The 14,650-nt window shown below is 46.5% G+C and carries 11 protein-coding genes, 1 tRNA gene and 1 pseudogene; 8 read left to right on the forward strand and 5 right to left on the reverse strand.

What is annotated here, in order from left to right:
- A partial coding sequence (locus QUA80_RS11470) for a glycosyltransferase family 39 protein (protein ID WP_333424218.1) occupies window positions 1-587 on the reverse strand: 587 nt, incomplete at its 3' end.
- 131 nt (window positions 588-718) lie between these two features.
- Here QUA80_RS11470 and QUA80_RS11475 point away from each other — a divergent pair.
- A tRNA-Phe gene (locus tag QUA80_RS11475) sits at window positions 719-791 on the forward strand.
- Between the two features lie 194 nt (window positions 792-985).
- On the opposite strand, the gene QUA80_RS11480 is transcribed toward QUA80_RS11475, so the two are convergent.
- Entirely contained in the window at window positions 986-2,272 is a 1,287-nt protein-coding gene (locus tag QUA80_RS11480) for an aliphatic sulfonate ABC transporter substrate-binding protein (protein WP_333424220.1), read from the reverse strand.
- A 223-nt stretch (window positions 2,273-2,495) separates the two neighbouring features.
- Here QUA80_RS11480 and QUA80_RS11485 point away from each other — a divergent pair, with 223 nt between their 5' ends.
- On the forward strand, window positions 2,496-3,164 hold the full coding sequence (locus QUA80_RS11485) for a cadmium resistance transporter (RefSeq protein ID WP_333424222.1): 669 nt from the start codon (window positions 2,496-2,498) through the stop codon (window positions 3,162-3,164).
- Between the two features lie 125 nt (window positions 3,165-3,289).
- Here the strand turns inward: QUA80_RS11485 and QUA80_RS11490 are convergent, their stop codons facing one another.
- The 3 genes and pseudogenes from QUA80_RS11490 to QUA80_RS11500 all read right to left on the reverse strand — a co-directional run.
- On the reverse strand, window positions 3,290-3,481 hold the full coding sequence (locus QUA80_RS11490; protein ID WP_333424224.1) for a hypothetical protein: 192 nt from the start codon (window positions 3,479-3,481) through the stop codon (window positions 3,290-3,292).
- Window positions 3,482-3,827: 346 nt separating this feature from the next.
- Window positions 3,828-4,559 carry a DUF4339 domain-containing protein gene (locus tag QUA80_RS11495; protein ID WP_333424226.1) on the reverse strand — a complete coding sequence of 244 codons (732 nt, stop codon included), beginning with the start codon at window positions 4,557-4,559 and terminating at the stop codon, window positions 3,828-3,830.
- A gap of 300 nt (window positions 4,560-4,859) precedes the next feature.
- Window positions 4,860-5,570 (reverse strand): annotated as a pseudogene (locus tag QUA80_RS11500) (DNA-methyltransferase); the annotation flags it as partial.
- A 308-nt stretch (window positions 5,571-5,878) separates the two neighbouring features.
- On the opposite strand from QUA80_RS11500, the gene ribBA reads away from it, so the two are divergent.
- The 6 genes from ribBA to QUA80_RS11530 all read left to right on the forward strand — a co-directional run bounded on the left by ribBA (window position 5,879) and on the right by QUA80_RS11530 (window position 14,525).
- Window positions 5,879-7,594: a bifunctional 3,4-dihydroxy-2-butanone-4-phosphate synthase/GTP cyclohydrolase II gene (gene ribBA, locus QUA80_RS11505; protein WP_333424228.1), complete on the forward strand. Its 1,716-nt coding sequence runs from the start codon at window positions 5,879-5,881 to the stop codon at window positions 7,592-7,594.
- A 264-nt stretch (window positions 7,595-7,858) separates the two neighbouring features.
- Window positions 7,859-8,314 (forward strand): HAD domain-containing protein, encoded by a 456-nt coding sequence (locus QUA80_RS11510; RefSeq protein WP_333424230.1) that lies wholly within the window; start codon window positions 7,859-7,861, stop codon window positions 8,312-8,314.
- A 48-nt stretch (window positions 8,315-8,362) separates the two neighbouring features.
- Window positions 8,363-9,802, forward strand: coding sequence for a pentapeptide repeat-containing protein (locus QUA80_RS11515; RefSeq protein WP_333424231.1), 1,440 nt, complete (start codon window positions 8,363-8,365; stop codon window positions 9,800-9,802).
- Window positions 9,803-9,900: 98 nt separating this feature from the next.
- On the forward strand, window positions 9,901-11,634 hold the full coding sequence (locus QUA80_RS11520) for an ATP-binding protein (RefSeq protein WP_333424233.1): 1,734 nt from the start codon (window positions 9,901-9,903) through the stop codon (window positions 11,632-11,634).
- A gap of 868 nt (window positions 11,635-12,502) precedes the next feature.
- A complete protein-coding gene (locus QUA80_RS11525) occupies window positions 12,503-13,507 on the forward strand; it encodes an RNA polymerase sigma factor, RpoD/SigA family (protein WP_333244616.1) in 1,005 nt (334 codons plus the stop codon).
- Window positions 13,508-14,027: 520 nt separating this feature from the next.
- The gene (locus QUA80_RS11530) at window positions 14,028-14,525 is read left to right on the forward strand and encodes a hypothetical protein (protein ID WP_333424334.1); all 498 of its coding nucleotides are present in this window, start codon (window positions 14,028-14,030) and stop codon (window positions 14,523-14,525) included.
- Window positions 14,526-14,650: the final 125 nt, after the last annotated feature.

The raw sequence follows: 14,650 nt of genomic DNA on the forward strand, positions 1-14,650 counted from the left end.
TTCCTTCTTCCTTCTTCCTTCTTCCTTCTTCCTTCTTCCTTCTTCCTTCTTCCTTCTTCCTTCTTCCTTCTTCCTTCAGAAGCCTTCCACATTGTCAAACAATAGAAAGCAAAAGTAATCGCCGCAGTGAGGGGATAGTCGAGCAAAAATTGCAAGCGGAACCGATAAAGTCCCGGTAACAAAACGCAAATTGCAGCGGCCCACAAACCGACTTGCCGGTTAAATAATTGGACGCCTAGACTGTAGACTGAAGCGAGGAGAATTGCACTAAATAATAGATGAACGAGGGTTGCCCGATCGCCCCCAGTACCGAAAACCTGAAGAAATGGAACCGTTAAGATGTATGCCAAGGGCGGAATTTTCGTCGAAAGCAGCCAGAAGTTTGTCCACCACTCCCCGGAAAACCACTGAGGATGCTGCAACGCCTGCAAGTATTTCAGGGTGCTAGTCAGATAGTCTGCTTGATCCCACGCCGGGACAGATCGATCGAGGGCAAACCAGAGGCGATCGCTAATTGCCCCCAGCAGCCAAATTATGCCCAAGACAAGCAGACTCTTGCCCTCGCTGTCCCGATGTTGCTGTGCCATTGCGATTCTTGGATTTTAGGTTGCAGCTTTTAGCTTACAGGAGGGCGGTTCGGGCGATCGAAAATTAATTTAAAAAAGTGCTTGCTAAATTCTGTATGTGTCTGCTAAGATAGTAAAGCGCGAAAAAACAAGCCGGGATAGCTCAGTTGGTAGAGCAGTGGACTGAAAATCCACGTGTCACGAGTTCAAGTCTCGTTCCTGGCATCGCAAAGCCCTCACAAAGTTGAGGGTTTTTTTTTAGGAAAAATGCGGGCAATGCAGCTAATCAAGATGTATGTTTGCCGGTGGCGGGGTGACAACCCCGCCGGAAACCCAGACAGAGCTGATATTTGACCGACTTGTGCTAAAAAAACATAGGTCAAATCAGACAAAAATTACATTCGAGTGTAATTGTCAGATTAATAAGTCCAATTTTGCTTGGTCTGCAAGCTATAGGTTCCATCTTTCACATTCACCCGCTCAGGAATCAGATCTAAATCTCTAAATATATTTGCCTGGTGCTGTAGGGCAGTGAGCGATTGGTCGTCGATCGGGATAATAGCGCGTTCCGCACTACGTTGCTGTAAAATTTCTACAATCGATGGATCTATTTCATGGTGTTCTGCCAATCGCACAGCAGCTTCTAATTCCTGTTTCTTAGCCCAAGCTCCCGCTTCATTTACCTCTTCTAAAATCACCTTGAGCAAGTCGGGATAGTCGCGTACTAACTCTGGAATCGCGTAGTAATAGGTCGGAACTTCTAAAGAGGCTTTGTCACCAAAGATGCTCTCTAAGTCTGCAATCGATCGCCCTGGATAAGCGCTTCGGGCTTGAGTTGTCGTGTACGGAACCCAAATCACCCAAGCATCGACTTCACCTTGTCGGAATAGGCGCAACGCCTGTGGCTGGGTCACATAAATTGGCTCAATGTCACTAAACTCTAATCCCACTTTTGCCAGTGCTCGCACCAGCACGTAATGAGCGCTTGAGCCTTTGTCAAAAGCTATCTTTTTACCCTTCAGGTCGGCAACCGTCTGAATTGGCGAATCTTCTGGTACTAGAATCGCTTGACCTTTGGGAGCAGTATATTTTTCTTTAGCCACCCGCACAAACACATGATCCGCTGCTTGCGAGAAGATGCTGGCCGTACCACCGCCGCCGCAGAAATCGATCGTCCCGTTGCTTAATGCTTCTATCAGAGAAGAAGCTGATAAGAAGCTCGTCCAAGTAACAATCAGCCCAAATGGTCGCAAACGGCTTTCGAGCAAACCTCGATCGCGCATGACTTCCAGATTTGTCATACCCTCTGGATAACCGATTTTGAGTTGCTTGAGCCGCCGCGCTTGCTCAGCTAAGGGTGTGTTGCCCGATTGAGCAGAACGGTTAGAAAACCAGCGATCCAAAACTACACAGAAAAGTATGCCCCCCACAAACAGTCCCACCGTTTCCAGTAACCGGATTGTTGAGTCTTTAGGCAATTTGACCTGATTTACCTGACTGACTGCAGGGGAGAGTACATTGCCAGAGGCAGAAGCGGCAACAGCATGACTGTCAAAAGCCAGACTCAAGACCAAAACCGAGACCAGGCCGATACAAAACAGACCTGCCAACCGATAGGCCGCCGATCTGCGAGCGGCCGAACTGAGCGACCGTAAGATATTTTGACCTCTGCCTCTGGGCAGAAGGTCAATCAAACGGCTAATCATAATGACTCCTTTGATAAACACAGGTGATGGACATTCTTGGATGAATTGAAGATGGGGGCTCAAGTCAAAGCACCGCTTGATACGGATAAACTACCAAATTTGCTCGCTTGTTACACCCAATATGCGATACTCACATTATCATATCGAGATTATGGTGATTTTTCACAGCGGTTGAGAAATCGGTAGTTTCGGCGATCGGATAGGTATTGAGCGAGAGATGGTAATGGATTGGTTAATTGCAACAATTAAGATCGGACTGGCTGTTGCTGTCGCAACAACTTTTGACGACAACATTTATCTGACGGCCTTCTTCAGTGAGGTCAATCGTACTTTTCGTCCTCAACACGTTGTGGTGGGTGAGCTTCTGGGGTTCACCGCATTAATCGCGGTCAGTTTAGTTGGTTTTTTGCTGGGGCTAGCAATTCCCTCAACTTGGACTGGGCTACTGGGGATTTTGCCGATACTCATTGGCTTGAATAATTTACTCAACCTTAACAAGGATGATTCAGCCGAAGATAAGTCAGATAATCTGAAAAGAAACTCTAAATTTCGAGGCTTTGATTCAAGAAGGCGATCGCTCTGGGAAATAATTCGCGATCCGCAGACTTATCGCGTTTCCGCAGTCACGATTTCTAACGGCGGCAACAATCTTGGCATCTATATTCCCCTATTTGCTACTAGCAGCATTCAAAATCTGGCTGTGATCGTACCGATTTGCTATTTTATTGTTGGCTGCTGGCTGTTTATGTCCTATACTCTGACGCATCTACCTGGTATTGCTGTGGTGCTCAGCCGTTATGCGAGCAAGTTTTTCCCTTTCGTGCTGATGTGGCTGGGTTTCAGAATTCTGATGGACAGCGAATCCTATCGTCTTTTTCTACCGAACGCTTGACAGACTCATGCGATCGCAGCATCGAAAAAATCGATGACAACAGTACCATTCTCTACAATAAAGGAAGAAAAAAGACTTGAACATAATAGATTAATACTAAAAAAAGCTAGGCCGTAAATCTCAAATCAGTGGTCTATCAATTTAATCTCCTTGCCATTCCCTATCTCTGGCAGTTCCTTTTTAGGGAGTAGCGGCGTGGCTTCAATTTCTTGCCGGATTGCTGTTCTGACCTCGCAGTTACTATTCAAGCAATCGATCGGGATTTGAACGGAAACAGAGGTAAAAATCATCTCTGTATCGCTGGTTGTGCTAGTCATTCATACCCACCAATCCATTCTCAACAGTCAGCCCAGAAAATACTTATTGATTGCAACGCCATCAAGCATCGAAGTGACAAGAATCATGCCCTGGACATCTTGGCAAACCTGCTCGGATTTCAACCATTGCCGTTGAGCTGAGATTGTTGAGAACAGACACGGGCGATCGCCAAATTTAGATTGTATCGTTTCATGTCGCATTGCCAGATAATAGTTGCTCAGACAGCATTTCACTGCGGTTATCACCCTCTCGATCCGTTGAGTTTTGTGCTGTTTCTGGGGGCTTTACGTGCTGATTGCGTTACTGTCGCCGAGAATTTTTTTGAGAGTGAATTATTTAACTGTCTTATTTTTGAGTGAGGTACGACGCTAATTCTGGAATTTCACCGGCGCGCTGCCACTCGGCTTCCCCGCGCCGGACTTTGGTTCGGGCTGTGATTGCCTGAACCTCCCATAATTGCAATTTGGTATAGGGCCCCTTGGCTTCTCCGCTGCGAAATACATACCATTGAGCAACTTCAGGAGTTGGCTGGGTCGATCGTCTTACTGACTTCATCCGATTCATTCCAGTTGTGGCTTTGAGCTGGTTGAGTTCTTGTTCTACCGGATTCGGAGGCGGTGAGTTAGAATTGGGCGAGCGCTTTTTTGTAGCCTCCTGAGCTTTAGCTTTGGCGGCTGACTTTGCAGCCCGTCGATGCCGAGCCCACAGATCGTACTGGTAAAGGTAGGCTGAAATTATCATCATCCCGATGGGGATTATGTCGAGTTTCAGCAAGATCATGCTTCGCCTTAGCAAGTAAAAATCGTACTCGTAAGCGTCGGCTTTACTAGGAATCGGCACCAGGTAAGACACAACAAAGGCTGAGATAATAAACGCTACAAAACTGATAATGAAAGCATTTAACCCTTCTTTCCAGTGCGCTCGCTTCAAGCCAGGCCAGCGGTCAATTAGGTACTGGCGGACACCATCAAGCTTAGGATGCGCTGGTAGATGTGTCAGCAAGGGCTTTACAGCAGATGCAATTGCCCAATGAAAAAAGGTAAACACAAACGGTACTGTAACCCAGGCTCCAATCATGACGGCGAAAATGCTGTCACTGTGTCGGAGGGGAAGTTGAGACTTAACTAGGAGAGTAAGAGTGTAGAGCAGTGCACAGGCTCGCATCCAGGAGATAGGATAAGGGAGCCACTTTGGCCAAGTTATTGCGGTCATCTGAGAAAATCGTATTGTGTGGTAATAAGATTTTCTCAGATGTTGGGTCAGCGTTTTAACAATAGCGCTACTTTCTGGGCAGTGCGATCGGCGCTTAAGACGATCGCTTGAGACCGCTCGCCCGCTCTGGAACAATTTAAATTAAGTTCCTGCAATTTACCAACTCTAGAAAAAAGATAACTGTGCTTCTCTGAGTTCCTTGTCCCTCAAAAAATCATCGATTCTATTAGCCACAATCTCACAGTAATCAGCCCTAATTTCAAATCCAATAACTTGACGCTGCAAACCCAGAGCCACAATTGCTGTAGTACCGGAACCCATAAACGGATCTAAAACAATGTCGTTTAAATTCGATGCAGACTTGATGATGCGATCGACAACAGCAACAGGAAATTGAGCTGGATGAGGCGTGCATTCTTTTGAAGCTCGATTTTTCCCCGAGGTAACTTTTGGGAACTGCCAAACATCCGTCGGATTTTTGCCTTTTAAGTTTACTTTAATCTTGCCGTTCTTTTTCTGATTCGGGTATTTCACATTTGGGTCGCGCACTTCATCCAAATTAAATGTATACTTGTCTTGATTTTTCACATACCAGAGAAACTTTTCATTGCGGGGCGAAAAGAACTTGCTGCCCGCAACTCCCGCGCCGTAGTTCCAGACAACTTCTTGAATCAGATAAAAAGGCACTTTGTCCCAAAGCAGGTAGGAAATCGGAATTGCTTTTGCCCGATCGCGAATTGACAAATAACCTAAATTCAGCCAAAAAGCTCCTCGATCGAGCGTTAGCCGATAAACCTCGGCTATCCACTGCTGGCACCAGTTTAAATACTCATCTAACCCCAAGGATTTTTCGTACTCTTTGCCGATGTTATAAGGCGGGCTGGTAACGGTTCAATCTACAAATTGATCCGGCAGCAGCTTCAATGCTTCCAAACAATCCATGTTATAAATTAGGCAATTAGGAGCTTGGAAGTACGGTTTACCTAAAATATTCGCGATATCAGTCAAGCTCATGAAATATTAGGGAAATATTTTGTTGACAAGATGCAATAATTATAGTAAGTGAGTTGAGAAATATTGTCAAACTCATCTGGATTGGGCGATCGCCCTGCCGGAAACAAAAGGTTACAATCAAAAATAGATTCTATTTCCATAACATTACTGTTTATAGCTTGAACTTCTCTGTGCCCAATAACAACTCCTCAACTCAATCCTTTCAATTTGACTCAATTGACAGCGCCCTCGCAGACCTCAAAGCAGGTCGCCCCTTGGTAGTAGTCGATGACGAAAATCGCGAAAACGAAGGCGATGTGATTTGTGCCGCCCAATTCGCCACCCCCGACAACATCAATTTTATGGCCGTCAACGCGCGGGGTTTGATTTGTCTGGCCTTGAGTGGCGAAAGGCTCGATCGCCTGGAACTGCCCCTGATGGTCAGCAAAAACACTGACAACAACCAAACTGCCTTCACCGTCAGCATCGATGCAGTCAACGGCGTCAGTACCGGCATCTCGGCCGAAGACCGCGCCCGCACCATCCAAGTCGCCATCCACCCGGACACCAAACCTCAAGACTTGCGCCGTCCCGGTCACATTTTCCCCCTGCGGGCGATCGACGGCGGCGTCCTCAAACGCGCCGGTCACACCGAGGCCTCGGTTGACCTCGCCAGACTCGCCGGTCTGTATCCCAGCGGCGTCATCTGCGAAATTCAAAACCCCGACGGTTCGATGGCGAGGTTGCCCGAATTAATCGAGTACGCCAAAACCCACAACCTCAAAATAATCAGTATTGCCGACTTAATTAGCTACCGGCTCAAGCACGATCGATTCGTCCGCCGCGAAACTGTCGCCAAATTGCCCACTCAATTCGGCGAGTTTATGATTTACGCCTACCGCGACACTCAAGACAATTCAGAACACGTTGCTATTGTCAAGGGCGACCCGGCAGAATTTAAAGACAAACCCGTGATGGTGCGGGTGCATTCCGAATGCCTGACCGGCGATGCTTTGGGCTCCCTGCGCTGCGACTGCCGGATGCAACTGCAAGCGGCACTGAAAATGATCGAAAATGTCGGTTCTGGCGTCATCGTTTATTTGCGCCAAGAAGGTCGGGGCATTGGATTGGTAAATAAACTAAAAGCTTACTCGCTGCAAGATTTGGGATTCGATACAGTAGAAGCTAACGAACGGTTGGGATTTCCCGCCGACTTGCGAAACTACGGCGTCGGAGCGCAAATGCTCAACGATTTGGGAGTTCAAAAAATTCGGTTGATTACCAACAACCCGCGCAAAATTGCCGGTTTGAAAGGTTACGGCATTGAAGTAGCCGATCGCGTCCCCTTACTAATTGAAGCCACAGATTACAACTCGATCTATCTGGCAACAAAAGCCGAAAAACTCGGTCATATGCTACTGCAAACTTATTTAGTAACAGTGGCAATTCAGTGGAACGAAACGAAGGAAGAAGCCAGAAGCCAGAAAGCAGAAGGAAAAGAGGAAGATTCTGCTATTCAAAATCGTTACGAACACCTCGAAAAACTGCGGCATTTGGCGGCTAGCCAGCACTTGCTGCTGCAAGAAGAAGCGCGGCCGGTCGGAATAGCCCTTTTCGGAGAAGGCTCCCTCATCGTTCACCTCGGCTTCGATCAACCCGGACTCGCAGCCCCCGACTGGTACTCGGAGGTAAACCATCCTTACGTCAAGGCGATCGGCAAAATTCTGCGCGAAATCAGCACCGAGCCGAATTTGGAAACATTAGAATTCATGGTTTCCTCCGGTGCAGATCCGCTCAAAACCCTGCAAGTCCAGCTCGATCGCGAGACATTCCTTTTGTCAGAATTAACCGGAATTTGCGATCGGCTCGAACCTCAAAAAATCTACAGTTTTGCCCCTATTCGCTGAAGCTAGAAGGTAGAAGGCAACCCCCCTACCCCAGCAGGGGGGAACGCAGAAGCCAAGAAAAACTGTGAATTACAGAACAATACTTGTTGATACCAGCATCTTTATTTCCTCAGAAAGCAGCAGCCAAGAAAAACAGTTAACAACAAAGTTGGTTGCAGTCTAACAAGTCGATGCAGCGGAGATTTGAGAGAGTATCGTAGATGCAAATTTATATTATTAAACAGTATTAATAGTCATTAAATTATTCATTAGGAGTTTTAGTTAATGTTAATTTTTTTAGACATTGATGGTGTACTTATTCCAGACAGAAGACATGAAACATCGAGCTGGCAAACAGAGATAATGAAATTTAATTCAGATTGCCTCAATCACTTTGAAAATGTTCTTCGTTCCTACCCTAATGCACGAGTAGTAATTTCATCGTCTTGGCGTGAAATGTTTCCCTTCGAGGTAATCCCGCCATTATTTTCACCAGATATCGCTACCCGTATTATCGGATTCACCCCTTTTCTCAACCCCAAAAATATTCACCAACACAAATATCTACGACACCAGGAAGTTCTTGAATATCTTCGACAAAATCAAGCCGAAAACTCACCTTGGGTAGCCGTTGACGATATTCCAGAACACTATCCGCCAGATGCACCTGTTGTGGCTATTGATGATTACAATGGTTTTGACCAGAACTCAGCCAAGGTACTTTCAGAATATCTAACTTGATTTCAAAGGTTAGGAAAAAAGTATCGGAATACAGAGGGTGAATTTGACATGGAAATGAACGTTGGTGACTTTCTGCACCGACTCGACCTCAGGGGACAACCGCTTAAAGGCACCAACCTCGGCGGTGCGGAACTCCGGGGAGCAAACCTCAGAGGCACCGACCTCCGAGAAACCAACCTCAGCGACGCTATGCTCAGGTATGCAGACCTGATCGAAGCCGACCTCACCGGCGCCAATCTCAGCGGGGCGGATTTAGGTGAATCATTTCTCAATTTAGCTAACCTCACTAGAGCGGATTTGACCGGTGCTGTCCTCCGAGAAGCTACTCTGGTAGGAGCAGAACTCACTCAAACCAACCTCAAACAAGCAAGTTTGATCAAGGCTAATTTAGTTGGAGCAAATTTCCAGGAAGCCAACTTAACCAGAGCCAACCTCAGCGGAGCTGATTTGCGCGGTTCTCAGTTGAGCGGGGCCATTTTAGACAAAGCCGTCTACAACAACCGGACTATCTTTCCCGACGATATTGACCCGGGTGCAATGGGAGCATTTTTGCTAGCTCCCAATGCTTCTCTCCCCGGCTTAAATCTGGCTATGGTAGATTTGACCGAAGCCGATTTAAAAGGAGCCGATTTGCGGCGGACCAACTTATACAAAGCTATTTTATTTGGTGCAAAACTCGATCGGGCAAACTTAGCAGGAGCCAACCTCAGCGGCGCGGACTTGAGGGAAGCCAGTTTGAGCGGCACGATTTTGGAAAAAGCTGTTTACAGCAACAAAACATTGTTTTCAGAAGGCATCGATCCGGGTCTGGGCGGCGCTTATTTAATTGCTCCCAATGTATCGCTGCAAGGGGTAAACTTAACGGGAGCAGACTTAAATGGGTCAGATTTAAGCGGAGCTAATTTGAGCGGTTCTAACTTAAGTTCGGTTAATCTCAAAAATGTAGACCTCACCAGAGCCAGCTTAAAAAAAGCTTATCTCAAAGGTGCAAACTTGGAGGGAACTGATTTAAGAGGAGCCGATTTAAGCGGCGCAATTTTGCACCAAGTAAACTTGAGTTCTGCTGACCTCCGGGGTGTAGACTTAACAAGAGCCGACCTCAGCGGGGCTAATTTAAGCGATGCCGATTTGAGGGAGACAGATTTCACCGGAGCTACTTTGCTGTTCGCTAACTTGAGCGGGGCAGACTTAAGAGGTGTAGACTTGACAAAAGCTGACCTCAGCGGCGCGAAGTTAAACGAAGCTGACCTCAGAAAAGCAGATTTGATGAGAGTAAATTTGGAGGGAGCAGATTTAACTGAGGTAGACTTGAGCGATGCTCATTTATTCCGAGTTAATCTTAGAGGTGCTAACCTCAAAGGTGCTAACCTCAAAGGTGCAAGTTTAAAAGGGGTATTTTTGACCGACGCTTATTTGAGCGAAACTGATTTGACCGATATACATCTGAATCCGAGTTTTTTTGACTTGCCACTAGAATCGGAATGGTAATTAGTTGACTGTTAACAATCGAAAATCTAAAATAAAAAATTGCCCAGCGAAAATTGCTCGATTATTAACAATCTAAAATCTAAAATCTAAAATCTAAAATGGATCGACCGTTAGGCTCTGTTATTCAAGGCTCCCTGAGCAAGGGATTAGAAGTGCGACTGCACGCCGACGTTTCGGTGGAAGATATGAGGGTGGGAAAATTTCTAGTAGTGCGGGGGGTGCGATCGCACTTTTTCTGCATGCTCACCGACGTGTCTCTCGGAACTTCCAGCGCCCGCATTTTATCGAACCCTCCCAATCCCGACGACGATTTTCTTCTAGCAGTGCTAGCCGGTAGCAGCACCTACGGTACGATCGAACTGTCGCCGATGTTGATGCTGACTGCGGAACGAGAAAAACAGCAGGCAATTTTCGACCCGACGAAAAACGGCGGAGTCCGCGAGAAGGAGTTGGCTTTAGGAAATTTGGCTTCTTTTGAGTCACAAACGGGCGCGGATATTGAGTTGCTGCCGGTCAAAACTATTCCCAGCCACTTTTCGCAGGTGTTTGATGCCAAAGAAACCGATTTTCGGGCAGTTTTTGGCTGGGAAGATGACCCGTACCGCCGCAATTTTGCGATCGGCAAACCGATTGACATGGACGTTGCTGTGTGCTTGGATTTAGATCGGTTTGTGGAACGCAGCAACGGAGTTTTTGGCAAGTCGGGAACGGGAAAATCTTTTCTGACGCGCTTGCTGCTATCGGGAATTATTCGCAAGCAAGCTGCGGTTAATCTAATTTTTGATATGCACTCGGAGTACGGGTGGGAAGCAGTTTCGGAAGGGAAACAGTTCAGCACTGTTAAAGGTTTGCGCCAGTTGTTTCCCGGTCAAATTCAGATTTATACCCTCGATCCAGAATCGACAAAACGCCGGGGAGTCCGCGACGCTCAAGAGCTATTTTTAAGTTTCGATCAAATTGAAGTCGAAGACATCGCGCTGGTGCAGCGCGAGTTGAATTTGTCGGAAGCTAGTATCGAAAATGCGATTATTTTGCGGAACGAACTGGGCAGCGGTTGGATAAATAAGTTGCTGGAAATGACCAACGAAGATATCCAAATGTTTTGCGAAGAAAAGCGGGGAAATAAGTCTTCGATTATGGCTTTGCAGCGGAAGTTAGAGCGATTAAACGATTTGAAATACATCCGCACGCGCTGTCAGAAAAATTATGTAACTGAAGTTTTGCAGTGTTTAGATGGTGGAAAAAATGTAGTAATTGAGTTTGGTTCGCACTCGGATTTGCTGTCGTATATGTTGGCGGCCAACGTGATTACTCGCCGCATTCACCAAGCTTATGTACGGAAAGCTGAGAAGTTTTTGCAGAGCAAAAATCCGTGCGATCGCCCGCAGCCGTTGGTGATTACCATTGAGGAAGCTCACCGCTTTCTCGATCCGGCGATCGTCCGATCGACTATTTTCGGTACAATTGCCCGAGAAATGCGAAAATACTTCGTAACCCTGCTAATTGTAGACCAGCGCCCCTCCGGCATCGATGCCGAAGTCATGTCGCAAGTCGGCACTCGCATTACAGCCTTGTTAAACGACGATAAAGACATCGATGCTATTTTCACCGGCGTTTCTGGAGGGCAGAGTTTGCGATCGGTTTTGGCTAAACTCGATTCCAAACAGCAAGCATTAGTTTTGGGGCACGCCGTACCGATGCCCGTAGTCGTGCAAACTCGTCCTTACGACGAGCAATTCTACAGGGAAATCGGGGATATTGACTGGCAAGAAATGCCCGACGAACAAGTATTTGCCGAGGCAGAAGCTGCTAAAATGGATTTGGGATTTTAGATTGACAAAAAGGCTAGATTAATTACAGAAATTAGGCCAATGTTACTGTAAGTTAATCCTTGCAAAAAATTGGCGATCGCTGGTAATGACCGAAATACCTGATTTTTGCCTTAGTTATCAAGGAAAAAGTCCATCCAACGTCAAAAAAAATTAGCCCCCAGCTTTGGGCCAGAAGCTTTTCCCCTTTCACCCCCTCACCCCTCATCCCTACCTTCAAAAAACTTGCCTAAGCTTAAATATGGTTGAGCATCGCGGCACAATTCAACTTAAACAGCCCAACAGCCAGCCTTTCTACACCTTTACTTACTCACAGCCGAGTTGCAATAGCATATTCTAAGAAAAATGTCAATATATATTTTAAAGCGTAAGTCGTAGCTAATACGGCGATCGAGTTCGGTTATCTCGCATCGCAGCATCTAGGCACCGAGAAAATTTCAAGCGATGATGGAACAGAGAGCAAAATAAAGCCCTCGAATTGCATGAGTCTGTTTGCATGAGTATTGTGAAGTTGAGTTGCAGTTACAACTAGCAGGGAATTTAAAACCTTAAGGAAAAATGTAGAATCTTGACCTTAAGACAGAGGTTTTTACCCTTTACGATCCTCAAAATTTGGAATAATATTGAGCAAAGTAAACTTAAATTCACTTCGCCTTAAACTAGCCGTTAAAGCTAGCGATCTACCGAAAATCGACGGGGATTACTGAAAAATCAAGCACAAAAGTAATCCAAACAAAAAGCTTCTACCGATCGTCACCGATAAACAGGAGGGGAAACATCCCCCCTGTCGCAGTCTTTATCCCACTTGCAAAAGTGGGACAGGGTATCACCAACTTTTTATCTGTTGTTACAAGGAGTGCAATACTCACCCATGTCCACCACAACCCCCAAAAACAAAACAGTGAAAGCCGATCGCATGGGCAGCCGGCCATACTCCTCAACGGATACGGTTCGTACCTATCTGCACGAGATCGGTCGCGTACCCCTGTTAACCCGAGAAGAAGAAATTGTTTTCGGGAAGCAGGTGCAGCAAATGATGAAATTAATCGAAGCAAAACAAGAACTTGCCAAAGAATGGCAGCGGGAACCCAGTCAGCATGAGTGGGCTGCCGAAATGGAGTTGACCGAAGCTGAACTGAACCGGATATTGCAGTTAGGGCGACGCGCCAAGCAAAAGATGATTGAAGCGAATTTGCGACTAGTAGTGGCGATCGCCAAAAAATACCAGAAACGCAATATGGAATTCTTGGATTTAATTCAAGAAGGTACCCTAGGTTTAGAACGAGGAGTTGAAAAATTTGACCCGATGCGGGGATACAAATTTTCTACCTATGCCTATTGGTGGATTCGGCAAGCAATTACTCGTGCGATCGCCCAACACGCCCGCACAATTCGATTGCCAATTCACATCACCGAAAAACTCAACAAAATCAAAAAAGTGCAGCGGGAACTCACGCAGCAGTTGGGCCGGTCTCCCACACCCGCAGAAATTGCCGCAGCCTTGGAACTGCACCCTTCCCAAATTCGGGAATACCTGCTGATGGCAAGACATCCAGTTTCTTTGGACTTGCGGGTAGGAGACAACCAAGATACCGAACTGCAAGAACTCTTAGAAGACGAAACTGCATCTCCAGACAACTACATTACCTCGGAATTGCTGCGGCAAGACCTCGATACTTTGATATCAGAACTGACCCCCCAGCAGCGAGATGTGATAATTCTGCGCTTCGGTTTGGAAGACGGCACCGAAATGTCGCTGGCGAAAGTCGGAGAACGGCTCAATCTCAGCCGGGAACGGGTGCGGCAGCTAGAACATCAAGCCCTCGCCCACCTGCGGCGCCGCCAATCTCAAGTCCGAGAATACTTGGCTAGTTAGTCACTAAAAAAGTTGAGATTTTTCCGCACAATCTCAACTTTTTTTATGTGTTGGCGCTGCTGGGAAGAATACTTTTATACTCGCATCTTGCACAATTCTTGCTTAAAAATCCTGACGGCCTGTTTGACAAAGAGTAAATTTGATAGTGGGGTGCACCCCAGAACCCGGCGGTGCAAGCCTGATTAACAGCGGTGCAAAATATGAGTTTATACCTGTAAAAAAAAATGCAACTGCAGACCTGCGATCCAAGCCCTTAAAGAATAGGTCATTCCCAATTGTTCAATTCTTTAATCTAAAATTTAAAATCTAGAATGGGATAATTTGAGGGGTCGATCGCACTTTTGGGGCGGACGCAAAATTTGTCAAAACAAATTTTAGATTTGAGTTCAGGAACCGGGCGGGCGATCGTTCCTTCAAGTTAATAGCCAGCATTCAGCCAAATACCCGGTTTCTCTACGATCTTTTTGAAACTGGTACAAGAGGCGCTTGGAACCAGCTATTTAAAATTTTGGGGTCTGGAGTGGTTTTGACTTATTTGATATTGACAGGAAGTTTAGAAGCGATCGCGATCGTGCTTGCTATCTCGCCCGGTAACTTTAGCATCGGATTCCCCGCACGCCCGGTTGGGAACTCGGACATCAAATCCGGCGTTTTAAGCTCGCCATCTGCCCCAAATCCTGCGCCGGATTCGGCTAGCACAGGTTTAGCAGAGGGCATTTACCTCTACGGCCAGTCGAGCAAGCCAGATGAAATTAAAACAGAATATTTTGTATTTGAAATGCGGCAGAGTAAGGTAATCGGCGCTTTTTACCTGCCTCGGTCTGCTTTTTACTGTTTTTACGGCACAAGCGATCGAACTCAGTTAAATTTAACAGTAGTGGACAGTTACGACGGCAGTCGCTCTCCCTACTCTGTCAACCTGGAACAGTATTACCAAATTTCCAGCATCAGCGAGAACGATCGGCGCATCTTGGGTATTTGCCAGGAAGCTCACAAACAGCAGGTTTGGGAAAATTAGCAGGCAGGTGCAGCCCCAGCAGTCAATCGATTTTAGATTTTAGATTTTAGATTTTAGAATTGAAGAAAGCAACCCCACTAATACATCGGGAACCCCGGACCAAATTGCTTTCGGTCATGGTTGAA

The sequence above is a fragment of the Microcoleus sp. F4-D5 genome (genome assembly GCF_036704885.1).
Classification (GTDB): domain Bacteria; phylum Cyanobacteriota; class Cyanobacteriia; order Cyanobacteriales; family Microcoleaceae; genus Microcoleus.

Bases quoted from the DNA above. Each gene is read 5' to 3' on its own strand.
- QUA80_RS11520 (WP_333424233.1), top strand. From the start codon at position 9,901: ATGGATCGACCGTTAGGCTCTGTTATTCAAGGCTCCCTGAGCAAGGGA.
- QUA80_RS11485 (WP_333424222.1), top strand. From the start codon at position 2,496: ATGGATTGGTTAATTGCAACAATTAAGATCGGACTGGCTGTTGCTGTC.
- QUA80_RS11480 (WP_333424220.1), bottom strand. From the start codon at position 2,272: ATGATTAGCCGTTTGATTGACCTTCTGCCCAGAGGCAGAGGTCAAAAT.
- QUA80_RS11495 (WP_333424226.1), bottom strand. From the start codon at position 4,559: ATGATTGGAGCCTGGGTTACAGTACCGTTTGTGTTTACCTTTTTTCAT.
- QUA80_RS11510 (WP_333424230.1), top strand. From the start codon at position 7,859: ATGTTAATTTTTTTAGACATTGATGGTGTACTTATTCCAGACAGAAGA.
- QUA80_RS11525 (WP_333244616.1), top strand. From the start codon at position 12,503: ATGTCCACCACAACCCCCAAAAACAAAACAGTGAAAGCCGATCGCATG.
- QUA80_RS11515 (WP_333424231.1), top strand. From the start codon at position 8,363: ATGGAAATGAACGTTGGTGACTTTCTGCACCGACTCGACCTCAGGGGA.
- QUA80_RS11490 (WP_333424224.1), bottom strand. From the start codon at position 3,481: ATGACTAGCACAACCAGCGATACAGAGATGATTTTTACCTCTGTTTCC.